Origin of the sequence: Demequina activiva (assembly GCF_016862815.1) — a bacterium.
Classification (GTDB): Bacteria; Actinomycetota; Actinomycetes; order Actinomycetales; family Demequinaceae; genus Demequina; species Demequina activiva.
Genome location: NZ_BONR01000002.1, coordinates 217,874 through 240,668 on the forward strand (window position 1 = coordinate 217,874; position 22,795 = coordinate 240,668).

Genomic DNA, 22,795 nt, shown 5'->3' on the forward strand with positions numbered 1-22,795 from the left:
GAAGCCCGTGGAGCGAACGCGATTCTCGTCCGGCACGGACCATGTCACCCGTCACATCTTCGTCACGGGAGGCGTCGTGTCCTCCCTGGGAAAGGGACTCACGGCATCCTCGCTGGGGCGCTTGCTGCGCTCCCGCGGCCTGCGCGTGACGATGCAGAAGCTCGATCCCTACCTCAACGTGGATCCGGGCACGATGAACCCGTTCCAGCACGGCGAGGTGTTCGTCACCGAGGACGGCGCCGAGACCGACCTGGACATCGGCCACTACGAGCGCTTCCTCGACGTGAAGCTCTCCGCGTCGTCCAACGTCACCACGGGTCAGGTGTACTCGCAGGTGATCGCGAAGGAGCGCCGCGGCGAGTACCTCGGTGACACGGTCCAGGTGATCCCGCACATCACGGACGAGATCAAGCGCCGCATGCGCGAGCAGGCCGGCCCCGACTGCGACGTCATCATCACCGAGGTGGGCGGCACCGTGGGCGACATCGAGTCCCAGCCGTTCCTCGAGGCGGCGCGTCAGGTGCGTCACGACGTGGGCCGCGACCACGTGTTCTTCCTGCACGTGTCGCTCGTGCCGTTCATCGGCCCCTCCGGCGAGCAGAAGACCAAGCCCACGCAGCACTCGGTGGCGGCGCTGCGCAGCATCGGCATCCAGCCCGACGCCCTCGTGCTGCGCTCGGACCGCCCCGTGCAGCCCTCGGTCAAGAACAAGGTCGCGCTGATGTGCGACGTCGAGCCCGATGCCGTCGTCAACGCGATCGACGCGCCCAGCATCTACGACATCCCGCGTGTGCTGCACTCCGAGGGCCTCGACGCCTACGTGGTGCGCCGCCTCAACCTGCCGTTCCACGACGTCGAGTGGGGTGCGTGGCAGGACGTGCTCAACCGCGTCCACCGCCCGGCCCACGAGGTCGAGGTGGCGTTGGTGGGCAAGTACATCGACCTTCCCGACGCGTACCTGTCCGTGGGGGAGGCGCTGCGCGCAGGCGGCTTCCACCACAACGCGAAGGTGAACATCCGCTGGGTGGCCTCGGACACCTGCCAGACCCCCGAGGGTGCCCAGAAGGCGCTCGGCGGCGTGGACGCGGTGCTGGTCCCCGGCGGGTTCGGCATCCGTGGCGTGGACGGGAAGATCGGCGCGCTGCGCTGGGCCCGCGAGAACGGCGTTCCCACGCTGGGCATCTGCCTGGGCCTGCAGACCATGGTCATGGAGTACGCGCGCAACGTCCTGGGTCTCGAGGGAGCCTCGAGCTCCGAGTTCGACCCCGACACCCCGCACCCCGTGGTGGCGACCATGGAGGAGCAGCTCGAGATCGTCGACGGCCAGGGCGACCTGGGCGGCACGATGCGCCTGGGCGAGTACCAGGCGGTCCTCAAGGCCGGCTCGGTGGCTGCCGAGACGTACGGCGCGACCGCTGTGGGCGAGCGTCACCGCCATCGTTACGAGGTGAACAACCAGTACCGCCAGCAGCTCGAGGAGGCGGGCCTGGTGGTCTCGGGCGAGTCTCCCGACCGCGAGCTCGTCGAGTTCGTCGAGCTGCCACGCGAGACCCACCCGTACTACATCTCGACGCAGGCTCACCCGGAGTTCCTGTCGCGGCCCACCAAGGCGCACCCCTTGTTCGCGGGGCTCATCGGTGCCGCGCTGGCCGTGCGCGAGGGAACCTCCGAGCCGGCCGCCGCTGACGCCAGCGCCACCGCCTGAGCTGTGACCGAGCCGCTCGCCGACGTCCCGGGCTCGCGCCCCGTCCTGACCACCCACGAGCGCTTCGTGGGCAAGGTGTGGGACATCGCGAGCGACGAGGTCGACCTGGGGGAGGCGGGCGTCGTCACGCGCGACTACGTGCGTCACACCGGCGCGGTGGTGATCATCGCCCTCGATCCCGAGGACCGGGTCTACCTGGTGCGTCAGTATCGCCACCCGGTGGGTGCCGAGTGCTGGGAGCCCCCCGCAGGCCTGCTGGACGTGGCGGACGAGCAGCCCCTGGACGCCGCGCGTCGCGAGCTGCACGAGGAGGCCGACCTCACTGCGGCGACCTGGCACGCCCTCGTGGACTACTGTCCGTCAGGAGGAGGCTCCTCCGAGGCGGTCCGCGTGTACCTGGCGCGCGACATCGCGCAGGTGCCGGAGCACGAGCGTCACGTGCGCACCGACGAGGAGCGCGACATGATCGGCGCCTGGGTGCCGCTGGACGACGCAGTCGCGGCCATCCTCGACGGCCGCATCCGGTCCTCGTCCGCGGTGGCGGGCCTGCTCGCTACGGACCGTGCACGGCGCGACGGCTACACGTCGCTGCGCGCCCCCGATGCTCCGTGGACACGCCCGGAAGCGACGCGCCTGGTGCGCTGACGCGCGCGTCCACTGCCGCGTCCCAGCAGGGGCTAGGCGGACCGCGAGGGCGTGGGTGCGGCCCTCAGCAGGTAGTACGCCGCCGCCGCCGCTGCGGTGAACACCGCCAGACCCGCGAGGTGGAGGGCGACCACGGCCTCCGGCAGCCCTGTGAAGTACTGGACGTAGCCGATCGCGCCCTGCGCGAGCGTCACGATGGCGAGCACCATCCACGCGCGACGCACCTCGTCGCGCTCGCCCACCGATCGGTCCCCGCGCACGCGCCAGATCAGCGCCGCCAGCACCACGATGAAGGCCCAGACCGATGCCGCGTGCACGCGCGCGATGAGCTCGGGGTCGAGGTCCAGGCGCTCGGTCGCGTCGATGTCGCCCGAGTGAGGCCCCGCGCCCGTGGTCAGGGCGCCCAGGAACAGGATCGCCGCGACCAGGACGGCCAGCAGCCGACGGTGCCAGGGCATCGGAGCTCCCGCGCGCTCCGGAGCGCGCCGGTACCTCAGCGCGAGCCACACGGCGTACCAGACCAGGACCGTGGACAGCAGCAGGTGGGGCGCGACCACCAGCGGGTGGAGCTGGACGAGCACGCTGATGCCGCCCACGACCGCCTGGATGATGACGCCGATGCCCGGCACCAGGCCGAACCATCTCAGCTCCGGCCGGCTGCGCCACACGGCGATCGCGACGCCCAGAGCCACCGCGACCAGCACGAAGGTCAGCAGGCGGTTGCCGAACTCCACGGCCGGGTGGAACCACTGCTCGGGGTGGAACTCAGGCGTGAAGCTGCCGGGCTCGCACTGCGGCCACGTCGAGCAGCCGAGCCCTGAGCCGGTGAGCCTCACCAGCCCGCCGGTCACGATGATGCCGCCCTGCGCGAGGATGTTGGCGATCGTGAAGCCGCGCCCGTGGCGCGCGATGAAGTCGAGGGGGCGTTGCAGCACCCCACAATCCTAAGCGGCGCCAGCAGAAGGCCGGGCCGACGTGCTCGCGGCGCGATGGCGCGACGAATTACGCAACACTCAGGTAAGGCTTCCCTTGCTTGCCGGGAACTATTTGAGCAACGAGAATGTTGTCCTATCTGAACCCCCCGACGACTCGACCGCGAGAGGAGTGAGCCATGGCTGGAGACACCACCCGCGACCGGGTGCTGGGCCTCATCGCCTCCGCCGGCCCCATCACGGCCGCGACGCTCGCGCACGAGCTGGGCGTCACGCCCGCGGGAGTGCGGCGTCACCTGTCGGCGCTCTCCGACGATGCGCTCATCACCGAGCACGAGCAGCCCGGCACCCACGTGCGCGGACGCGGACGCCCGGCGAAGTCCTACGTCGCGACCACCGAGGGCCAGCGCTCACTCACGACGGCGTACTCGTCGGTCGCCGTCGACGCGGTCGCGTTCATGCGCGAGCACGGTCAGCTCGACGAGTTCGTCGAGGCCAAGGCCGCCGAGCTCGAGATCCGCCTGCGCGCCTCGATGCCCCAGGACGCATCCATGGGGGAGCGCGTCGACGCCCTGTCCAAGGCCCTGGCCGAGCAGGGCTTCGCGACCTCGGTGCGCCCCGGCCCCGGCGGCTTCACCCTTCAGCTGTGCCAGGGCCACTGCCCTGTGCAGTCCATCGCCGAAGAGGCCCCGGAGTGGTGCGAGGCGGAAGCCCGTGCCTTCTCCCGCGTCCTCGACGTCCACGTCCAGCGCCTGTCCACCCTGGCAGGCGGAGCCCACGTGTGCACCACCACCATCCCGGTCGCTGCGGTGACCACCAAGGAAGGATGACCATGAGCACTCCCACCGACAACGCCCCGGCCCAGACCGATGAGGAGATCATCGCGTCGATCGGCGGCTACGAGTACGGCTGGCACGACAACGATGCCGCGGGCGCGATCGCGCAGCGCGGCCTGTCCGAGGACGTCGTGCGCAACATCTCCGCGCTCAAGAGCGAGCCCGAGTGGATGCTGAACCAGCGCCTCAAGGGCCTCAAGCTGTTCGACAAGAAGCCCATGCCCCACTGGGGATCGGACCTGTCCGGCATCCACTTCGACCAGATCAAGTACTTCGTGCGCTCCACGGAGAAGCAGGCTGCGACGTGGGACGACCTGCCCGAGGACATCAAGGCGACGTACGACAAGCTGGGCATCCCGGAGGCGGAGAAGCAGCGCCTCGTGTCCGGCGTCGCCGCTCAGTACGAGTCCGAGGTCGTGTACCACCAGATCCGCGAGGACCTGGAGGAGCAGGGCGTCATCTTCATGGACACCGACACCGCGCTGCGCGAGCACCCGGAGCTGTTCGAGCAGTACTTCGGCACCGTGATCCCTGCCGGTGACAACAAGTTCGCCGCGCTCAACACGGCCGTGTGGTCGGGCGGCTCGTTCGTCTACGTCCCCCCGGGCGTCCACGTCGACATCCCGCTGCAGGCCTACTTCCGCATCAACACGGAGAACATGGGCCAGTTCGAGCGCACGCTGATCATCGCTGACGAGGGCTCCTACGTCCACTACGTCGAGGGCTGCACCGCGCCCATCTACAGCTCCGACTCGCTGCACTCCGCGGTGGTCGAGATCATCGTCAAGAAGAACGCCCGAGTGCGCTACACGACCATCCAGAACTGGTCGAACAACGTGTACAACCTGGTCACCAAGCGCGCCACGGCCGCCGAGGGAGCGACCATGGAGTGGGTCGACGGCAACATCGGCTCCAAGGTCACCATGAAGTACCCGGCGATCTTCATGCTGGGCGAGCACGCCCGCGGCGAGACCCTGTCGATCGCCTTCGCGGGCGAGGGCCAGCACCAGGACGCGGGCGCCAAGATGGTGCACGCTGCTCCCAACACCTCGAGCTCGATCGTCTCCAAGTCGGTCGCACGCGGCGGCGGGCGCACGTCCTACCGCGGCCTGGTGCAGGTGCTCGAGGGTGCCAAGAACTCCCGGTCGAACGTGCTGTGCGACGCGCTGCTCGTCGACCAGATCAGCCGCTCCGACACCTACCCGTACGTCGACGTCCGCGAGGACGACGTCCACATGGGTCACGAGGCGACCGTCTCGAAGGTGTCCGAGGACCAGCTGTTCTACCTCATGTCCCGAGGCATGGACGAGACCGAGGCCATGGCCATGATCGTGCGCGGGTTCGTCGAGCCCATCGCGCGCGAGCTGCCCATGGAGTACGCACTCGAGCTGAACCGCCTCATCGAACTGCAGATGGAAGGAAGTGTCGGTTGACCACCACCGATCACTCGCAGGCCACCGCTGACGCCGCCCACACCGACGGCGTCGTCGTCCCCCAGGGCTCGCGCGGCGAGCGCTTCACGTCCTTCGACGTGGACGCATTCGAGCAGCCGGGTCCCCGTGACGAGGACTACCGGTTCTCGGCGCTGCGCGACCTCGCGCCGGTGCTCGACGAGGCCGCCGCCCCCGCGGACGGCGCGTCCGTCGAGGTGACGGCGCCGCAGGGCGTCGTCGTGGGCGAGCTCGCCCAGGGCGAGGCTCCGCGCGGCACCGTGCTCGTCCCGGAGGACCGCATCGCGGCGATCGCGTCCGCTGGCACCGAGCGCGCGACGCACGTCGCGATCCCGGCCGATGCGCAGCTCACCGATCCGATTCGTGTCGCCATCACCGGTCGCGAGCGCTCCCGCTCGCACCTGGTGATCGAGGCGGGCACTCACAGCGAGGCGACCGTCATCCTCGAGCACCGCGGCACCGGCGCGCACGCCGGCAACGTCGAGGTCATCATGGGTGACGGCTCGCAGCTCAAGGTCGTGAGCCTGCAGCAGTGGGACGACGACGCCGTGCACGCGGGCACCCACCACGCCCGCGTGGGCCGCGACGCGACCTACAAGCACGTCGCGGTGTCGCTGGGCGGCAAGGCGGTGCGCCTGGCCGTGACGGCCGAGTACGGCGGCACCGGCGGCTCCGCCGAGCTGCTGGGCCTGTACTACTCGGACGCCGGTCAGCACCTCGAGCACCGGACGTTCATCGACCACAACGCTCCCCAGTGCCACTCGAACGTCGCCTACAAGGGCGCGCTCGCAGGCAAGACGGCACGCACCGTGTGGATCGGCGACGTCCTGATCCGCGCCGCGGCCGAGGGCACGGACACCTACGAGCTCAACCGCAACCTCGTCCTGACGGACGGCGCGCGCGCGGACTCGGTGCCCAACCTCGAGATCGAGACCGGTGAGATCGAAGGGGCGGGCCACGCTTCCGCGACCGGTCGCTTCGACGACGAGCAGATGTTCTATTTGCGCTCGCGCGGCATCCCCGAGGACCGCGCGCGCAAGCTCGTGGTGCGAGGCTTCTTCGCGGACCTGATCCAGCAGATCGGCGTCCCCGAGGTCGAGGCCGGGCTCATGCAGGAGATCGACAAGGAGCTCGAGCACTTCTCGGAGGAGCCGGCGTGACCAGCACCGTAGTGGCCTCTCTCGCCGACCTGGCGCCCGGCTCCGCGATGACCGTCATGGTCACCTCTGACAGCGGCGCGACCGTGCCCGTCGCGCTCGTGCGCGAGTCCGGGGGCGATGTGTACGCGATCGGCGACACCTGCACCCACGGAGAGGTCTCGCTCGGCGAGGGCGATGTCGAGGGCCACGAGGTCGAATGCTGGGCGCACGGCGGCCGCTTCGACGTCCGCTCGGGCGACGCCACCGAACTTCCGGCCATGGAGCCGGTCCCTGTGTACTCCGTGTCCATCGTCGACGGCGCCATCGCCGTCGACGTGGACGCGAACATTGCTGTGACGAAGGAGAACTGATGACCACTCTTGAGATCAAGAACCTCCACGTGAGCGTGGACACCCCCGAAGGCACCAAGCAGATCCTGAAGGGCGTGGACCTGACTATCCGCTCGGGCGAGACGCACGCCATCATGGGCCCCAACGGATCCGGGAAGTCGACACTGGCGTACTCGGTCGCTGGCCACCCCAAGTACACGATCACCGACGGTGAGGTGCTGCTGGACGGCGAGAACGTGCTCGAGATGAGCGTGGACGAGCGTGCCAAGGCGGGCCTGTTCCTCGCCATGCAGTACCCCGTGGAGGTCCCCGGGGTCTCGGTGTCGAACTTCCTGCGCACCGCCAAGACCGCGATCGACGGCGAGGCTCCCAAGCTGCGCACGTGGGTCAAGGAGGTCAAGGGCTCGATGGAGAACCTCCGCATGGACGCCTCGTTCGCCGAGCGCAACGTCAACGAGGGCTTCTCCGGCGGTGAGAAGAAGCGCCACGAGATCCTTCAGATGGAGCTGCTGCAGCCCAAGATCGCGATCCTCGACGAGACCGACTCCGGTCTGGACGTCGACGCGCTGCGCATCGTCTCCGAGGGCGTGAACCGCGTCAAGGACAACACCGGGCTGGGCGTCATGCTCATCACGCACTACACGCGCATCCTGCGCTACATCAAGCCCGACTTCGTCCACGTGTTCGTGAACGGCCGGGTCGCCGAGCAGGGCGGACCCGAGCTGGCCGAGCGCCTCGAGGCCGAGGGCTACGACCGCTTCCTGGTCGAGGCGTAACGATCGCGATGCTCTCCTCCAGTCTGCGCGACGACTTCCCGCTCCTGACCCGCACGGTCAGGAACGGGAAGCCGCTCGTGTACCTGGACTCGGGGGCCACGGCCCAGAAGCCGCGCGCGGTGATCGATGCCGAGCGCGACTTCTACGAGCACCACAACGGTGCTGTGGGCCGCGGCGCTCACCTCCTCGCGGAGGAGGCCTCCGGCCTGTTCGAGGCGGCGCGCGGCGACGTGGCGACGCTGGTGGGTGCGCAGCACGAGGAGATCGTGTGGGCCGAGAACGCCACGGCGGCCCTCAACCTGGTCGCGAGCGGCATCGGCAATGCGTCCGCCGGCATCGGCGGCGAGGAGGCGGCGCGCTTCCGCATCGGCCCCGGCGACGAGATCTGCGTGACCGAGGCCGAGCACCACGCGAACCTCGTGCCCTGGCAGGCGCTCGCGACCCGGACGGGCGCGACGCTGCGGTGGATCCCGGTCGACGATCACGGCCGCCTCGACCTGGACGACCTCGACGAGCTCGTGAACGAGCGCACCGCGGTGCTCGCGTTCACCCACGTGTCGAACCTGACGGGCGTCATCTCGCCCGTCGCGGCACTCGTGGCCCGAGCCAAGGCCGTGGGCGCGCTCACGGTGCTGGACGGATGCCAGTCGGTGCCCCACCTGCCGGTGGACGTCGCTGCACTCGACGTGGACTTCATGGCGTTCAGCTCCCACAAGATGCTGGGCCCCACGGGGATCGGCGCGCTGTACGGCCGCAAGGAGCTGCTCGACGCGCTGCCGCCCAGCGTGTTCGGCGGCGGAGCCGTGAAGGTCGTCACGATGGAGACCACCAGCTGGCTCGACGCGCCGATGCGCTTCGAGGCCGGCTCGCAGCCCGTCGCCCAGGCGGTGGGCATGGGCGCCGCGGCGCGCTACCTGATGGAGATCGGCATGGATCGCGTCGAGGCGCACGAGCGCGAGCTCGCCGCGCTGCTGCGTGGCGGCGTCGCGGACCTCCCCGGCATGCGGCTGCTCGGACCCGAGGGCGACGCGGACGCGCGCGACGTGATCGCGATCGCGGCCGTCTCGGTCGACGGCATCCACCCGCACGACGTGGGCCAGGTGCTCGACGACGCGGGCATCGCGGTGCGCGTGGGTCACCACTGCGCGCAGCCGCTTCACCGGCGCTTCGGCGTGACGGGCTCGACCCGCGCCAGCGCCCACGTGTACACGACCCCGGACGACGTGCGCGCCTTCACCGAGGCGCTCGCGACCGTCCCCGCATTCTTCGGAGTGAAGGCATGAGCGCACTGGAGCAGATGTACCAGCAGGTGATCATGGATCACGCCCGTCAGGCCCATGGGCGCGGCCTGGTGGAGATCGAGCTGCCGCTGGTGGGGGAGTCCCACCAGGTCAACACCACCTGCGGCGACGAGATCCGCCTGCGCGTGGGCCTCGACGGCGACCGGATCGGAGCCGTGTCATGGGAGGGGCAGGGATGCTCGATCTCCCAGGCCTCGGTGTCCGTGCTGAGCGAGCTGGTCGAGGGCGAGAGCCTCGAGGAGGCGGACCGCACCATGGACGCGTTCCGCGACCTGATGCAGGCCAAGGGCGAGCCGTTGGACGATGACCGAGAGGACCTGCTCGGCGACGCGACCGCGTTCGTCGGAGTGGGCAAGTACCCGGCGCGCATCAAGTGCGCCATGCTGGGATGGATGGCGTTCAAGGACGCGGTCATCCAGGCACGAAAGGACCAGCCATGACCGAGACTCAGACCCCCGCCAACGCCGCGGACGTCGAAGAGGCGATGCGCGACGTGATCGATCCCGAGCTGGGGATCAACGTCGTCGACCTCGGCCTCGTCTACGGCGTCGCGCTCGACGAGAACCAGCACGCCGTGATCGACATGACGCTCACCTCGGCGGCGTGCCCGCTCACGGACGTCATCGAGGACCAGACCGGCCAGGCGCTCGACGGCGTGGTCGACGGCTTCCGCATCAACTGGGTGTGGATGCCGCCGTGGGGCCCGGACAAGATCACCGATGACGGCCGCGAGCAGCTGCGGGCGCTCGGCTTCAACGTCTGAGAAGGATGGTCGGAGCGCCGCTCAAGCGGCGTCGGTGAACACCCCGAACGCGTCGCAGGACGCTGCGCCCTGCTCGTAGCCGAGGATCACCGCCTCGCGGCGCTGCTGCGATGAGCCGTGCGTGAACGAGTGGGGCTCGACGTAGCCCTGGACGGTCTCCTGGATGCGATCGTCGCCCACGGCCTCGGCCGCCGCGAGGGCGTTGTCGAGCTGCTGGTCCGTGATGGGCTCGAGGAACGGGCGTCCGGTCTCGGGATCCTCCACGGTCGATGCCTCGCCGATCCAGTCGCCTGCGAGGCAGTCGGCCATCAGCTCGATCCTCACGCCGTCGGAGTCAGGTCCGGTCCCGGATCTGTCCGCGGCCTGCAGAGCCCCCGTGATGCTCTCGATGTGGTGGCCGTACTCATGGGCGATCACGTACAGCTGCGCAAGCGGGCCGTCTTCGAAGCCGTACGCCGCGAGGGCGTCCACGAAGCTCGTGTCGAGATACATCGTCGCGTCCACGGGGCAGTAGTACGGCCCGGTTGCCGCCGACGCGGCGCCGCAGCCTCCTGTGGTGGCCTCGTCGAACACGACGACCCCGGGCGGCGTGAAGGCGTGGCCCAGGCCGGGCAGCACGTCGCTCCAGTACGCGTCGAGCGACTCGATCGCGCCGAGCACGCGACAGTCGTCGTACGCATTGGCGTCCGCACCGGTGGTGCAGCGCTCGGCGAACGCGGCCGCCGTGTCCGGGTCCTCGGCGCCTGCGCTCCCGCCCGAGGTGTCCAGATCCGCGGGGTCGCCGCCCAGCAGCACGTACGCCAGCACCAGGAGCAGCCCGCCCACGCCGCCGCCGATCGCGATGCCGCCGCCGCGACGGCGGCCGCGGCGCTGCACGCGAGACGGGTCCAGCCGAGCGCCGTCCCTGAAGGTCATGGTTGGCTCCGCGCGGGATCGCGGGGCCTCGCGTCGCTCGCGTGACCCGCGAGCAGCGCGAAGGCGTCCTCGCGAGACATCGACGATGCGGGCGGCACCACGCCTTCGCGCGGTCCCACAGCGGCGCCCGCGCGACCACGCCGGCGCCGCCTCGACGGCTGGCCCGGGGGAGCCGCGCGGCGGGATCGGCGCCTCTCGCGAGCCTCCTCCGCGATGCCGCGCGCGTGCAGCGCCTGGCCCAGCTGCAGGGCGAAGCCCACGCTGCGCGTGGTCGTAGGGAACACCACGGCCCGCACCGAGCGATCGAGTCCGCGCGCACGGGCCGCCATGCGCGACTCCAGGTACAGCCGCGCCACCTCGGGTAGCGCCCGCAGCATGAGCGCGAACATCAGCCCGAGCGTCTCCGGCGGGAGCAGGAACCTGATGGGACGCGCGACGGCGGAGACGAAGTCGAGCATCGCCGCCATCGACGTCGAGCACGTCACGGCCAGCGCCAGCGCCACGATGCCGATGAGATCTGCGGCCACGTCGATCGCGCGTGCGTAGTCGCCGCGCCACACGTGCAGTCCCGAGCTGAGTCCCGCGACGGCCAGGGTGCCGAGCATCGCGTACAGCGTCGCCTTGGCCGGCGGCTCGGTCGACGCCAGGAGCAGCACGCACGCGCACATGATGCCCACCGAGGTCACCGGGTCGGACACGAGGACCGTGGTGATCGCCAGCGTGACGAGCAGGAGCACCTTGAACCAGGCCGGCGCGGCGTGCAGGGGAGTGCTGCGCGGCCGGTACAGGCCCAGCATGGAGATCATGCGGAGGGCCGCCGCGAGACGCGGCCGAACATCAGGTCGCGATAGAAGGCGACGGCCTCGATCGGGGAGCCGTCGAACGCGACGCCACCGTCGTCGATCACCAGGGTGCGCTCGGCACGGGCGGCCGAGTCGAGATCATGGGTGACCTCGATGAGCTGCACCGGCAGCGAGCGCAGCAGCGAGCCCACGTGGGCCCGCCAGCGCAGGTCGAGCAGCGTGGTGGGCTCGTCCGCGATGAGGATGCGCGGCGTCACCGCGAGCACGCCCGCCAGGGCCAGGAGCTGGCGCTGGCCACCGCTGAGCGCGTTGACGGACACGTCCGCCCTGTCGCCCAGGCCGATCTCCTCGAGCGCTGCGAGCGCCGCATCGGCCCGCTCGTCCTTCTTGTCGATGGTGCGTCGCAGCGACAGCATCACGTCCTCGATGGCCGTGGGCATGATGAGCTGGGCGGACGGGTCCGTGAAGAGGAATCCCACGATGCGGCGCACCTTGGGCCCGTGCCTGGCGACGTCGAGCCCCTCGACCTCGACCGAGCCCTCCGACGGCAGCACCAGTCCATTGATGAGGCGCACCAGCGTGGACTTGCCGCCGCCGTTCGCGCCGATGATGGAGATGTGGCGCTCCGTGAGCCGCAGGCTGGTGGGCTCGAGGATCGGCACCCCGGAGTCGGGCGCGACGACGGCCGCGTCCTTGAATTCGATCATGCCCCAAGGCTATGCGGTCGTGGCGTGCTCGTGCTCCACAGCGGCTGAGCGGGCGCGGGTTCCCGGCAGGAGCTGGGGGTACGCGCGGTGGATGATCGCCGCCACCGCCGCGGCCACCAGCACCTTGATCACGTCCCCGATCGCGAAGGGGCCCATGGCGATCGCGGCCTCCGTGACCGTGATCTGCGCACGCCAGGCCAGCCAGGGGATGCCGATCGCGTAGACCACCGGGATCGACGCGAGACCCGCGATCACCAGGTGCAGGTACGTGAGACGCGTGCGGCGGCGGAACGCGACCGTGATGGCGCCCACCACCCACGCGGCCGGCAGGAAGGCGAGCAGGAAGCCGCCCGTGGGACCCGCGAGCACCGCGCTGCCCCCCATGAGGTTGGCGAAGATCGGGGCGCCGGCGAGCCCCACCACGAGGTAGAGGAGCACGGCGCCGGCACCGCGCCACGGCCCCAGCACGAGGCCCGCCAGCACCACGGCGAAGGTCTGCAGCGACACGGGCACGCCGAACGCGAGCGTCACCTCGGGCACCGCGGTCGAGGCGGCGATGAACGCGGCGAACACGGCGACCAGCGCGACGTCGGCTCCGGTGAGGCGGCGGGGCATGGGGATCTCCTCTGTCTGGGACAATGGACTGGCGCCCACGCTACTCGTGGCCGCTCCCGCATCGGCCATCGGACGGCCACGCGGACCAAACCTTGTCGAAACCGCACAACTGCCGCGCGCTGCGCGGAGGGGAGATTCGTTGATCGCCGCTCAGGACCTCGAGATGCGCATCGGCGCGCGGGTGCTCCTGCACCCCACGTCGTTCCACGTCAATGCCGGCGACCGCATCGGCCTCGTCGGGCGCAATGGCGCCGGCAAGACCACCCTCACCAAGATCCTCGCCGGCGAGGGCGTGCCATCCGCAGGCAAGGCGGTCCAGAAGGGTCGCATCGGCTACCTCCCCCAGGATCCCCGCACCGGCGACCTCGAGCAGGCGGCGATGGACCGCATCCTCGCCGCGCGGGACCTCGCGGGCCTGGCGCGCAAGATGCGCGACGCCGAGGAGGCGATGGCGGGCGAGGACGAGCAGGCCCGTGACAAGGCCATGGACCAGTACCCCCGCATCGAGGAGCGCTTCCGCGCCGCCGGCGGCTACGCCGCGGAGGCCGAGGCGTCCCGCATCGCCGCGAACCTGGGCCTCGACGAGCGCGTGCTCGCGCAGCCCGTCGGCGTCCTGTCCGGCGGGCAGCGTCGCCGCGTCGAGCTCGCCCGCGTGCTGTTCTCGGGTGCGGAGACGCTGCTGCTCGATGAGCCCACGAACCACCTCGACGCGGACTCGATCGCGTGGCTGCGCGCGTTCCTGGTCCAGTACGCCGGCGGTCTGATCGTGATCTCCCACGACGTCGACCTGGTGCGGGCGTGCGTGAACAAGGTGTTCCACCTCGACGCCAACCGCGGCGTCATGGACCAGTACGCGATGGGCTGGGACCTCTACCTCCAGCAGCGCGAGGACGACGAGAAGCGCCGCCACCGCGAGCGACGCAACGCGGAGAAGAAGGCCGCCGAGCTGCTGGCGCAGGCGGACAAGATGCGCGCCAAGGCCAGCAAAGCCGTGGCCGCGCAGAACATGGCCAAGCGTGCCGAGCGTCTGCTCGCCGAGACCGAGGACACCCGCGCGAGCGACAAGGTCGCCTCGCTGCGGTTCCCCACACCCGCGCCGTGCGGCAAGACCCCGCTGCGCGCCCAGGAGCTGTCGAAGTACTACGGCTCCCTCGAGGTCTTCACGGACGTCGAGCTCGCGATCGACCGCGGCTCCAAGGTCGTGGTGCTGGGACTCAACGGTGCCGGCAAGACCACCCTCCTGCGACTGCTCGGCGGCGTCGAGACGCCGGACACCGGGATCATCGAGGCGGGGCACGGGCTCAAGCTCGGCTACTACGCCCAGGAGCACGACACCCTGGACATGGACGCGACGGTGGGGGAGAACATGGCCCACGCCGCGCCGGACCTGGGCGAGACCGAGGTGCGCAAGGTGCTCGGCTCGTTCCTGTTCAGCGGCGACGACGCGGGCAAGCCCGCGCGCGTGCTGTCCGGTGGCGAGAAGACGCGCCTGGCGCTCGCGACGCTCGTGGTGAGCCAGGCCAACGTGCTGCTGCTCGACGAGCCCACCAACAACCTGGACCCTGCCTCGCGCGCCGAGATCCTGAACGCGCTGCGCTCGTACGAGGGCGCCGTGGTGCTGGTCACGCACGACGAGGGCGCCGCGGAGGCGCTCGACCCGGAGCGCGTGCTGCTGCTGCCGGACGCCGTCGAGGACCTCTGGAACGAGTCCTACCGGGACCTGATCGCCCTCGCCTGAACGCGCTCTCCAGGCACACGAGAGAGCGCTCCGGCGCTAGAGGGCGTCCTCGATCTCCTCGTCGGTGAGCCGTCGACGGCGCTGAGGTGGCCGGGCCGCGGGCGCTGCGCGATCCATGCGTGCGTCACGGCGCAGCAACAGGACGCCGCCCACGGGCGCCATCACCGCGAACAGCCACCACTGCCACGCATAGGACAGGTGGGGGCCCAAGGTCAGCTCGGGCAGCGGCACCGGCTCGCCGATGGGCGTCGGGACGCACGAATCGTCCGCGCACAGCTCGCGCAGCATCCCGTAACCGGGGACGGGGTCACCCGTGGGCGCCGGCAGCTGCGCCGGAGTGATGCGCGTGATGGAGCCGGCGGTGGTCTTGCCGTCGTCCTCCTCCCAGTCGCGCAGCACGACCGTGATCTGGACGCCAGGATCGGACGGCAGATCGAACGCGGACGCATCCTCGGTGCCGCCTGGCTGCGGGACCCACCCCAGGTTGACCATGAGCGACTGCCCGTCCACGGTGTCGAACCACGCGAGGTACTGCCACGCGGCGGTCCCGTCCACCGGGCGTCCCCGCAGCACGGTGGGAGGGGCAGGATCGAAGGACCCTGTCGCGGTGACGGTCCGCCACTGTGCGCCGGGCGGCAGGGTGGACGCCTCCGCGGGCACCACGGCGCCCAGGTCCGCCACGGGAGACTCGACGGCGCTCCCATAAGCCGCGCGCGCATCGGCCCGTTCCACGTGCCGGCCGTACTGCCACAGGCCCAGCAGCGTCGCGACCGCGCTCACCGCGAGGCACACCGCCATGGTGGCCGCGATGCGCAGCAGGGAGGGATGGCGGCGGGCGGGCACGAGTCGATGGTAGTCGTGGACGCATCAGGGCCCGTCACCACGATCGCGGTGACGGGCCCTGATGGACGGACAGCGGCTAGAGCAGGTCCACCGGCTCCTCCGACGTGGTCTCGAGCATCTCGAAGTCGAACACCCAGTAGCGGCTGCCCTGGGTGCCATCGATGGCGGGGCACTGGTCGTTCGCCAGCACCAGCCGCGCCTCGGGCTCGTTGGGGAAGCCGACGTCGAGGTCGATCTCGAACTCGTTGTACAGCTCGGAGCCCTCCTCGACGGGGATCTCCTCGTCGGCGGACAGCAGGACCGTCTCACCGGTCTCGCGGCTGGTCTCCATGAGGTACTCGACGCCCGTCTCGCGGTTCATCGCACCCGCGTAGTCGAAGCGCTGCCCGTTGAAGCTCGTGGGGATCGCGTTGTCCTCGATGAACCCCTCGACGTCGGTGATGCGACGGATCGTGTAGGTCACCTCGGGGGTGACGAGCCAGCTCTCGCCAGGCCGGGCGTACTGGTCGAACGGAGCCTCCTCGCCCATCCCGGCGAGGTGCTCCTGCCACTGCGCCTTGAGCGCCTCCAGGTCCTCGGGACCCGTGATGCCGTTCTCCGCGTCGAAGGTGGGCTCGGTCCACTGATACATGCGGTCCAGGCTGCCCTGCGCGCGCTCGAGCTTGGCCCGCTCGCTGCCGTCGTCGCCTGCGGTCTCCGGGTCGACCTCGTCGTTCATGACCTCGAAGAGCCATGCCACGACGATTCCGCCGGTGCTCGCCAGCGAGCGGCCGCGCGTCTCGATGCGCTGCCAGGCGAGGGGCTGCTCGCACTGCGGGGTGCCGGCCTCGTCGAAGAGATCGGCCTTGAGCGGCGCGTAGATGGGGTCCCCATTGCGGAACCAGGCATCGACGTAGCCGTCGTTCCCGCTCGAGCAAGCCGTCAGGGCCAGCGTGGACACGGCTGCGAGCGCTCCGATGCGCGCGGCCGTGCTCCAACGTCGTCGCGCGACGCCGCGCGAGCCCATGTCGTCCGTGGTCATTCGTCACTCCCCTTTGTGCGACGGTGCGATGGTCACCATTGCGAGTCCAAACGTTTCGACAGCGGTCACCATACCAACATCGCCGGGCAGTTCCGACGCCGCGCCGTGCGGTTGCGATGCAATTGTGACCTTCCCGTTTCCCGCGCCTCACACTTCCTGCTCGCACCCCGCGCCGTCGGCTACCGTGTCACCCATGTCACGACACGTACTCGTCACCGGAGCCAACCGCGGCATCGGCCGCTCGATCGCCGAGGGCTTCGTCGCTGCCGGCTACACGGTCTCGTCGATCCACCGCAGCGGCGAGCTGCCCGAGGGCGTCACCGGCGCCATCGCGGACATCACGGACACGGACGCCGTCAACGCGGCCTTCGACGCGCTCGAGGAGCAGCACGGGCGCGTCGAGATCCTGGTCGCGAACGCCGGGATCACCCGCGACGGACTCCTCATGCGGATGACCGACGAGGACTTCGCGGATGTCCTCGAGACCAACCTGACCGGCACCTTCCGGTGCGTGCGGCGCGCGTCGCAGTCGATGATCCGCCAGCGCTTCGGTCGCATCGTGCTGGTGGGCTCCGTGGTGGGGCTGCTGGGCAACCCCGGCCAGGTGAACTACTCGTCCTCCAAGGCGGCGCTGATGGGCATGGCGCGCTCCATCACCCGTGAGCTGGGGGCGCGCGGCATCACTGCGAACGTGATCGCCCCAGGCTTCATCGCGACGGACATGACGGCGGAGCTGGGCGAGGACACGGTCAAGCAGTACGAGGGGTCGATCCCGGCCAAGCGGTTCGGCGCTCCCGAGGACGTGGCCGCCGCCGCGCTGTATCTCGCGTCCGACGCCGCCGGCTACGTCTCCGGCGCGGTCATCCCCGTCGACGGCGGACTGGGGATGGGACACTAGGGGCGCACGCGCTCGGCGAGCCGTGTCGCGGCTCGCACCACGACGGCCGATGCGGGGGTCGCTAGGCTTCCAGCGAGGAGGAGAGACATCTATGGGCATGCTCGATGGCAAGAACATTCTGGTGACGGGGGTCCTGACGGAGGGCTCGATCGCCTTCGACGTGGCACGTCTGTGCCAGGAGCAGGGCGCGACCGTGGTCCTCACGGGCGTGGGCCGCACCTTCAAGATCACCCAGGCGATGGGTCGCCGGCTGCCGGAGGCGGCGCCGGTGGTCGAGCTGGACGTCACGGACCCGGCGCACCTCGCGGCGCTCGCGGACGCCGTGAAGGAGCACGTGCCCCACCTCGACGGCGTGGTGCACTCCATCGGCTTCGCGCCGCAGACCGTCATGGGCGGCAACTTCATGTCAGCGCAGTGGGAAGACGTCTCGACGGCGATCCAGATCTCCGCGTACTCCCTCAAGGCGCTCGCCCAGGCGGCTCTGCCGCTGATGACGCAGGGCGGCTCGATCGTGGGCCTCACGTTCGACGGCCGCTACGCGTGGCCCGTGTACGACTGGATGGGCGTGGCGAAGGCGTCGTTCGAGGCCGTGAACCGCTACCTGGCACGCGACCTGGGACCGGAGGGCGTGCGCTGCAACGTCGTCTCCGCCGGCCCCATCAAGACCACCGCGGCACGGCACATCCCGGGCTTCGACCAGATGGAGGGCGTGTGGTCGGACCGCGCGCCCCTGGGCTGGGACTCCGACGCCACCGAGCCGACCGCCAAGGCCGTCACCGCGCTGCTGAGCGACTGGTTCCCGGCCACCACGGGCGAGATGATCCACGTCGACGGCGGCGTGCACGCGATGGGACAGTGAGACCATGCCCACGCTGATCATCGCCCGCCACGCCAAGGCTGAGGCTCCGGCCCTCGGGCTCCAGGACATGGAGCGCACCCTGGCGCTCATCGGCCGCAAGGCGTCGACCAAGCTGGGCGAGGAGGTCGCCGCGGCCGGGCTGCGTCCCGACGTCGCGCTCGTCTCGCCGGCCACGCGCACCCAGCAGACGTGGAAGCTCATGTCCGCGGCGCTTCCGGACACGCGCACGGAGACGGTGGACGGCATCTACGAGACGGACGTCGAGGGCCTCCTGAGCGTGGTGCGCGAGCTCCACGACGTCGAGACGGCGATCATGGTGGGCCATGAGCCCACGTCCTCCGCCGCGACGGCGTACCTGTCCGGGCCGGGCTCCGACACGGGCTCGTTGAAGAACATCGCGCACGGCCTGTCCACGGCGACCGCGGCCGTGCTCGAGTTCGACGGCACGTGGGCGGACCTGGACTCCCGCACGGCGCGGCTGGTCGCGGTGCTGTCCGGTCGCAACGTCGAGTAGGGCTGCGCACCGCGCTCGACACGAGGAGGGGCCATGGCGACCGAGCATGAGTCGCTGGACGGTTTCATCGGCGACTTCATCCGACGCCAGCCGATGTTCTTCGTCGCCACCGCAGCGGCCGACGGGCTGGTCAATGTCTCTCCCAAGGGCGGAGCGGGCACGCTGGTGGTCCTGGACGACCATCGTGTGGCCTATCTCGACCTCACGGGCTCCGGGTCCGAGACCATCGCCCACGTGCGCGCGCTCAATCGCATCACCCTGATGTGGTGTGCGTTCGACGGACCTCCCATGATTGCGCGCATCCACGGCACCGCAGAGGTGATCACTCGCGACAGCGAGCAGTGGAGCACGATGGCGGCGCCCTTTCCCGACACGCCCGGTGCCCGCGCCATCGTGGTGGTCAGCGCGCAGCGCATCAGCGACTCGTGCGGCATGTCCGTGCCGGAGATGACGTACGAGGGCGACCGCGAGCATCTCACCAGGTGGGCGCGAGGCAAGGGCGAGGACGGCCTGCGCGACTACTGGAACCGCAAGAATGCGACGAGCCTCGACGGGCTGCCGGCCCTGGCCCCTCACGAGCGGGTGTGACGCGCAGGCCGCGACGAAGCCGCGCCCTCACGTGGTGGTCGTGAGCACGCCGCCGTCGGCGCGCACTGCGGCCCCGTTGGTCGCGGACGCCAGGGGACTGACGAGGTAGACGGCGAGAGCCGCGATCTCCCCGGGCTCGATGAACCGTGCCAGCAGCGAGCTGCCTCGCTGCGCGATGATCGCCGCCTGCAGCTCGGACTCCTCCATCCCCTGCGCCTGGGCGAGCTGGCGCACCACGGCGGCCACGCCGTCCGAATAGGTAGGACCTCCGACGATGGTGTTCACCGTCACCGAGGTCCCTCGCGTGAGCTTGGCGAGGCCATTGGCCAAGGCGAGCGCGCCCGCCTTGGCGACGCCGTAGTGCAGCATGTCCGCGGGCACGTCGAGGGCGGACTCCGTGCCGACGAACAGGATGCGGCCGGTGCCGCGCGCGAGCATCCCCGGCAGCACCGCGCGCGAGAGGCGCACCCCGCTCATGAGGTTGATGTCGAGGCTGCGGCGCCAGTCGTCATCCGTGAGCTCCGAGAACTCGCGCAGGCCGAACTCGCCCACGTTGTTGACGAGGATGTCGACCTCGCCGAGCGCGGGCACGAGCCGGTCCACGTCGCTGTCGACGCCGAGGTCCCCAGGCAGCCCCGTCACGGCGGCGTGGGGCACATCCGCTCGCAGCCGGTCCACGGCCGCCTCGACGCGGGCGGCGGCGCGACCGTGGAGGATCACCCGTGCCCCCTCGGCCGCGAGGCCCCGTGCGATCGCGTAGCCGATGCCCTGCGTCGATCCGCTCACGAAGGCGCTTGCCCCGTTCAGCTGCATGTCCATGTGGTCGCTCCTGTTGTTCGCCACGTCGGTGGGACGCGGCTCATTCACTTGCTCGGGAAAGTGAAACCTAGGCGCTTTCAGTTTCCTAGTCAAGTCAGTTCAGGGTGAATGCACGCGGAGATGGCGTAGCATGCAGCCATGCCTGACACCACACGAGCAGCGTCGCTGAGCGACGAGGAGCTGGAGACGTGGGCCGCAGTGGCGACCCTCCTCGAATGGCTTCCCGCCGCACTCGATGGCCAGCTGCTCAAGGACTCCGCCCTGACGCACTTCGAGTACGGCATCCTCTACGCGCTCGGCACCGCTGAGCGACGGACGCTGCGCATGAGCACGCTGGCCGGCTACTCGAACAGCTCCCTGTCGCGCCTGTCCCGGGCCGCGACCCGCCTGGAGTCCAAGGGATGGATGCGGCGAGAGCCCGACCCTGCGGACGGCCGCTACACGCTGGCGATCCTCACCGACGCCGGAGCCGCCAAGGTCGAGCAGGCGGCGCCGGCGCACGTCGAGCTCGTGCAGCGCACGGTCTTCGATGCGCTCACGCGCGCGCAGGTCCGCCAGCTCGGGGAGATTAGCCGCCGGGTCCTCGCGGCGATACGTGCCGACGGTGCGTGGGCGCCGCCGGTGCGGCAGCAGGGCGGCGGCTGAGCGTCAGCGGTCGATGACGTCGAGCACGGCAGTCAGGCTGGGCTCGTTGACCGCGGCATCGGCCAGTTCCTGAACCACCGGCTTGGCGTTGAACGCGATCCCCAGGCCCGCGGCCGCCATCATGTCGAGGTCGTTGGCGCCGTCTCCCACGGCGACCGCGTCTGCCGGGTCGACGCCCAGCTGCTCGCAGTACTCCAGGAGCGCCTGTGCCTTCGCGGCACGATCGATCACCGGGCCCACGGTGCGCCCGGTGAGGCGCGCATCGGCCACCTCCAGGCGGTTGGCCCGGAACAGCGAGATGCCGACGCGCGCGGCCAGCGGCGCGACGATCTCCTCGAAGCCGCCGGACACCAGCGCGGCCGTCCAGCCTCGCGACTGGAGCGTGGAGATCAGCTCCTGCGCGCCGGGAGTGAAGCGCACCTCGTCCAGGACTTGCGCGAACACGGTGTCGGGCACCCCAGCGAGCGTGGCCACCCGCTGGCGCAGCGACTGACCGAAGTCGATCTCGCCGCGCATCGCGGCCTCGGTCACGGCGGCGACCTCCGCCTCCGTGCCGGCGCGCGCAGCGATCATCTCGATGACCTCGGACGTGATCAGGGTCGAGTCGACGTCCAGGACGATGAGCCGTCCGGTCATGCCTTGACGATGGTGCCCTTGGGCACGACGGTGATGCCGGTCTCGGTGACCGTGTAGCCGCGCTCGAGGTCCGCCTGGCGGTCGATCCCGATGCGTGCGCCCTCCTCGACCTGGACGTTCTTGTCGATGATCGCGCGGTGGACCTGCGCGTGGCGGTTCACCACGACGTCGTCCAGCAGCACCGAGTCCGAGACCGTGGACCACGAGTGCAGACGCACCCCGGGGGACAGCACGGAGCCCGTGACGGTCGCTCCCGACACGATCACGCCGGGCGACACTATCGAGTCCGCGGCGTGTCCGAGGCGGCCCTCCTCGGAGTGGATGAACTTCGCGGGCGGCTCGGTGATGAGTCCCTGGTGCACGGGCCACTCGCGGTTGTAGACGTTGAAGATGGGCTGGACCGCGATGAGGTCCATGTGCGCCTCGTAGTACATGTCGAGGGTTCCCACGTCGCGCCAGTAGTCGCGGTCGCGATCCGTCGAGCCGGGCACGTCGTTCTCGAGGAAGTCGTAGAAGCCGCAGGTGCCCTTGTCGACGAAGTACGGGACGATGTCGCCGCCCATGTCGTGCTTGGACTCCTCGTTCTCGGCATCCGACTTGAGCGCCTCGAGCAGCGGCTCCACGGACGCGACGTAGTTGCCCATCGAGGCGAGGATCTCCTGGGGCGAGTCCGGCAGGCCGTCAGGATCCTTGGGCTTCTCCAGGAACGCCTTGATCATCCCCGGGTTGTCCTTGTCGACGTCGATCACGCCGAACTGGTCCGCGAGCCCGATGGGCTGGCGGATGCCCGCCACGGTGAAGTCTGCTCCCGACTCGATGTGCGAGTCGACCATCTGCGAGAAGTCCATGCGATACACGTGGTCGGCACCGACGATCACGACGATGTCGGGGCACTCGTCCTCGATGATGTTGACGGTCTGGTAGATCGCGTCGGCACTGCCGAGGTACCAGTGCTTGCCCCGTCGCTGCTGAGCGGGCACGGGCGCCACATAGTTGCCCAGCAGCGGCGACATGCGCCAGGTGCGAGCGATGTGGCGGTCCATCGAGTGGGACTTGTACTGGGTGAGGACCACGATGTGCAGATACCTCGAGTTCACGAGGTTCGACAGTGCGAAGTCGACCAGTCGATAGGTGCCGCCGAAGGGGACGGCGGGCTTGGCGCGTGCCGCGGTGAGGGGCATCAAGCGCTTTCCCTCACCTCCGGCGAGGACGATGGCGAGTACTTTCGGCGCTGACATACGCCCAGCATAGGGCCAGTGTCGGACGCGTGTCAGGGCGCATCGCTGGGGAGGTCGC

The 22,795-nt window shown here is 70.2% G+C and carries 26 protein-coding genes; 16 read left to right on the forward strand and 10 right to left on the reverse strand.

Translation table 11 applies throughout. The features are described from left to right. Positions 1–7 precede the first annotated feature (7 nt). Together pyrG and Dac01nite_RS05800 are read left to right on the forward strand one after the other, a co-directional pair. A complete protein-coding gene (gene pyrG / locus Dac01nite_RS05795; protein WP_203654249.1) occupies positions 8–1,705 on the forward strand; it encodes a CTP synthase in 1,698 nt (565 codons plus the stop codon). A gap of 3 nt (positions 1,706–1,708) precedes the next feature. Further along, positions 1,709–2,350, forward strand: coding sequence for an NUDIX domain-containing protein (locus Dac01nite_RS05800; protein ID WP_203654251.1), 642 nt, complete (start codon positions 1,709–1,711; stop codon positions 2,348–2,350). A 32-nt stretch (positions 2,351–2,382) separates the two neighbouring features. Here Dac01nite_RS05800 and Dac01nite_RS05805 read toward each other — a convergent pair whose 3' ends face one another. After that, positions 2,383–3,285, reverse strand: a complete 903-nt coding sequence (locus Dac01nite_RS05805) for a COX15/CtaA family protein (RefSeq protein WP_203654253.1) — start codon at positions 3,283–3,285, stop codon at positions 2,383–2,385. Positions 3,286–3,461: 176 nt separating this feature from the next. On the opposite strand from Dac01nite_RS05805, the gene Dac01nite_RS05810 reads away from it, so the two are divergent. Genes Dac01nite_RS05810 through Dac01nite_RS05845 form a run of 8 tightly spaced genes read left to right on the forward strand, consistent with a single transcriptional unit; the run spans position 3,462 to position 9,898 of the window. Next, a complete protein-coding gene (locus tag Dac01nite_RS05810) occupies positions 3,462–4,112 on the forward strand; it encodes a helix-turn-helix transcriptional regulator (protein ID WP_203654255.1) in 651 nt (216 codons plus the stop codon). A 2-nt stretch (positions 4,113–4,114) separates the two neighbouring features. Then, positions 4,115–5,551, forward strand: coding sequence for a Fe-S cluster assembly protein SufB (gene sufB / locus Dac01nite_RS05815; RefSeq protein WP_275404523.1), 1,437 nt, complete (start codon positions 4,115–4,117; stop codon positions 5,549–5,551). Next, positions 5,548–6,729 (forward strand): Fe-S cluster assembly protein SufD, encoded by a 1,182-nt coding sequence (gene sufD / locus Dac01nite_RS05820; RefSeq protein WP_203654260.1) that lies wholly within the window; start codon positions 5,548–5,550, stop codon positions 6,727–6,729. Before sufB ends, sufD begins: the two co-directional genes overlap by 4 nt. Beyond that, positions 6,726–7,079 carry a non-heme iron oxygenase ferredoxin subunit gene (locus Dac01nite_RS05825; RefSeq protein WP_239066539.1) on the forward strand — a complete coding sequence of 118 codons (354 nt, stop codon included), beginning with the start codon at positions 6,726–6,728 and terminating at the stop codon, positions 7,077–7,079. Before sufD ends, Dac01nite_RS05825 begins: the two co-directional genes overlap by 4 nt. Continuing rightward, entirely contained in the window at positions 7,079–7,834 is a 756-nt protein-coding gene (sufC, locus tag Dac01nite_RS05830; protein WP_203654262.1) for a Fe-S cluster assembly ATPase SufC, read from the forward strand. Before Dac01nite_RS05825 ends, sufC begins: the two co-directional genes overlap by 1 nt. An 8-nt stretch (positions 7,835–7,842) precedes the next feature. Beyond that, positions 7,843–9,117: a SufS family cysteine desulfurase gene (locus Dac01nite_RS05835; protein ID WP_203654265.1), complete on the forward strand. Its 1,275-nt coding sequence runs from the start codon at positions 7,843–7,845 to the stop codon at positions 9,115–9,117. Beyond that, on the forward strand, positions 9,114–9,575 hold the full coding sequence (gene sufU / locus Dac01nite_RS05840) for a Fe-S cluster assembly sulfur transfer protein SufU (RefSeq protein ID WP_203654266.1): 462 nt from the start codon (positions 9,114–9,116) through the stop codon (positions 9,573–9,575). The genes Dac01nite_RS05835 and sufU overlap by 4 nt, the downstream gene beginning before the upstream one ends. Next, positions 9,572–9,898: a metal-sulfur cluster assembly factor gene (locus Dac01nite_RS05845; RefSeq protein WP_203654268.1), complete on the forward strand. Its 327-nt coding sequence runs from the start codon at positions 9,572–9,574 to the stop codon at positions 9,896–9,898. The genes sufU and Dac01nite_RS05845 overlap by 4 nt, the downstream gene beginning before the upstream one ends. 21 nt (positions 9,899–9,919) lie before the next feature. Here the strand turns inward: Dac01nite_RS05845 and ypfJ are convergent, their stop codons facing one another. Genes ypfJ through Dac01nite_RS05865 form a run of 4 tightly spaced genes read right to left on the reverse strand, consistent with a single transcriptional unit; the run spans position 9,920 to position 12,938 of the window. After that, the gene (gene ypfJ / locus Dac01nite_RS05850; RefSeq protein ID WP_203654270.1) at positions 9,920–10,813 is read right to left on the reverse strand and encodes a KPN_02809 family neutral zinc metallopeptidase; all 894 of its coding nucleotides are present in this window, start codon (positions 10,811–10,813) and stop codon (positions 9,920–9,922) included. After that, a complete protein-coding gene (locus Dac01nite_RS05855) occupies positions 10,810–11,619 on the reverse strand; it encodes an energy-coupling factor transporter transmembrane component T family protein (protein WP_203654272.1) in 810 nt (269 codons plus the stop codon). The genes ypfJ and Dac01nite_RS05855 overlap by 4 nt, the downstream gene beginning before the upstream one ends. Next, complete coding sequence (locus tag Dac01nite_RS05860) at positions 11,616–12,323, reverse strand: energy-coupling factor ABC transporter ATP-binding protein (protein ID WP_203654274.1); 708 nt, start codon at positions 12,321–12,323, stop codon at positions 11,616–11,618. The genes Dac01nite_RS05855 and Dac01nite_RS05860 overlap by 4 nt, the downstream gene beginning before the upstream one ends. 9 nt (positions 12,324–12,332) lie before the next feature. After that, a complete protein-coding gene (locus Dac01nite_RS05865) occupies positions 12,333–12,938 on the reverse strand; it encodes a biotin transporter BioY (RefSeq protein WP_239066540.1) in 606 nt (201 codons plus the stop codon). A 163-nt stretch (positions 12,939–13,101) separates the two neighbouring features. On the opposite strand from Dac01nite_RS05865, the gene Dac01nite_RS05870 reads away from it, so the two are divergent. Next, the gene (locus Dac01nite_RS05870; protein WP_373307239.1) at positions 13,102–14,676 is read left to right on the forward strand and encodes an ABC-F family ATP-binding cassette domain-containing protein; all 1,575 of its coding nucleotides are present in this window, start codon (positions 13,102–13,104) and stop codon (positions 14,674–14,676) included. A gap of 36 nt (positions 14,677–14,712) precedes the next feature. On the opposite strand, the gene Dac01nite_RS05875 is transcribed toward Dac01nite_RS05870, so the two are convergent. After that, entirely contained in the window at positions 14,713–15,519 is an 807-nt protein-coding gene (locus Dac01nite_RS05875) for an SURF1 family protein (protein WP_203654280.1), read from the reverse strand. A 76-nt stretch (positions 15,520–15,595) separates the two neighbouring features. Then, positions 15,596–16,540 carry a hypothetical protein gene (locus tag Dac01nite_RS05880; RefSeq protein WP_203654282.1) on the reverse strand — a complete coding sequence of 315 codons (945 nt, stop codon included), beginning with the start codon at positions 16,538–16,540 and terminating at the stop codon, positions 15,596–15,598. A gap of 193 nt (positions 16,541–16,733) precedes the next feature. Between Dac01nite_RS05880 and fabG the strand changes: the two genes are divergently transcribed. From fabG to Dac01nite_RS05900, 4 genes are all read left to right on the forward strand, one after another. Next, a complete protein-coding gene (gene fabG, locus Dac01nite_RS05885) occupies positions 16,734–17,438 on the forward strand; it encodes a 3-oxoacyl-ACP reductase FabG (RefSeq protein WP_203654284.1) in 705 nt (234 codons plus the stop codon). Positions 17,439–17,529: 91 nt separating this feature from the next. Continuing rightward, positions 17,530–18,297 carry an enoyl-ACP reductase FabI gene (fabI, locus tag Dac01nite_RS05890; protein ID WP_203654286.1) on the forward strand — a complete coding sequence of 256 codons (768 nt, stop codon included), beginning with the start codon at positions 17,530–17,532 and terminating at the stop codon, positions 18,295–18,297. Positions 18,298–18,301: 4 nt separating this feature from the next. Next, on the forward strand, positions 18,302–18,811 hold the full coding sequence (locus Dac01nite_RS05895) for a SixA phosphatase family protein (protein WP_203654288.1): 510 nt from the start codon (positions 18,302–18,304) through the stop codon (positions 18,809–18,811). A gap of 33 nt (positions 18,812–18,844) precedes the next feature. Then, the gene (locus Dac01nite_RS05900) at positions 18,845–19,399 is read left to right on the forward strand and encodes a pyridoxamine 5'-phosphate oxidase family protein (RefSeq protein WP_203654290.1); all 555 of its coding nucleotides are present in this window, start codon (positions 18,845–18,847) and stop codon (positions 19,397–19,399) included. Between the two features lie 27 nt (positions 19,400–19,426). Here Dac01nite_RS05900 and Dac01nite_RS05905 read toward each other — a convergent pair whose 3' ends face one another. Then, a complete protein-coding gene (locus Dac01nite_RS05905; protein ID WP_203654292.1) occupies positions 19,427–20,218 on the reverse strand; it encodes an SDR family NAD(P)-dependent oxidoreductase in 792 nt (263 codons plus the stop codon). Between the two features lie 138 nt (positions 20,219–20,356). On the opposite strand from Dac01nite_RS05905, the gene Dac01nite_RS05910 reads away from it, so the two are divergent. Continuing rightward, positions 20,357–20,863 (forward strand): MarR family winged helix-turn-helix transcriptional regulator, encoded by a 507-nt coding sequence (locus tag Dac01nite_RS05910; protein WP_203654300.1) that lies wholly within the window; start codon positions 20,357–20,359, stop codon positions 20,861–20,863. Between the two features lie 3 nt (positions 20,864–20,866). Here the strand turns inward: Dac01nite_RS05910 and serB are convergent, their stop codons facing one another. Together serB and glgC are read right to left on the reverse strand one after the other, a co-directional pair. Next, entirely contained in the window at positions 20,867–21,499 is a 633-nt protein-coding gene (gene serB, locus Dac01nite_RS05915) for a phosphoserine phosphatase SerB (RefSeq protein WP_203654302.1), read from the reverse strand. Beyond that, positions 21,496–22,737 (reverse strand): glucose-1-phosphate adenylyltransferase, encoded by a 1,242-nt coding sequence (gene glgC / locus Dac01nite_RS05920; RefSeq protein ID WP_203654304.1) that lies wholly within the window; start codon positions 22,735–22,737, stop codon positions 21,496–21,498. The genes serB and glgC overlap by 4 nt, the downstream gene beginning before the upstream one ends. Positions 22,738–22,795: the final 58 nt, after the last annotated feature.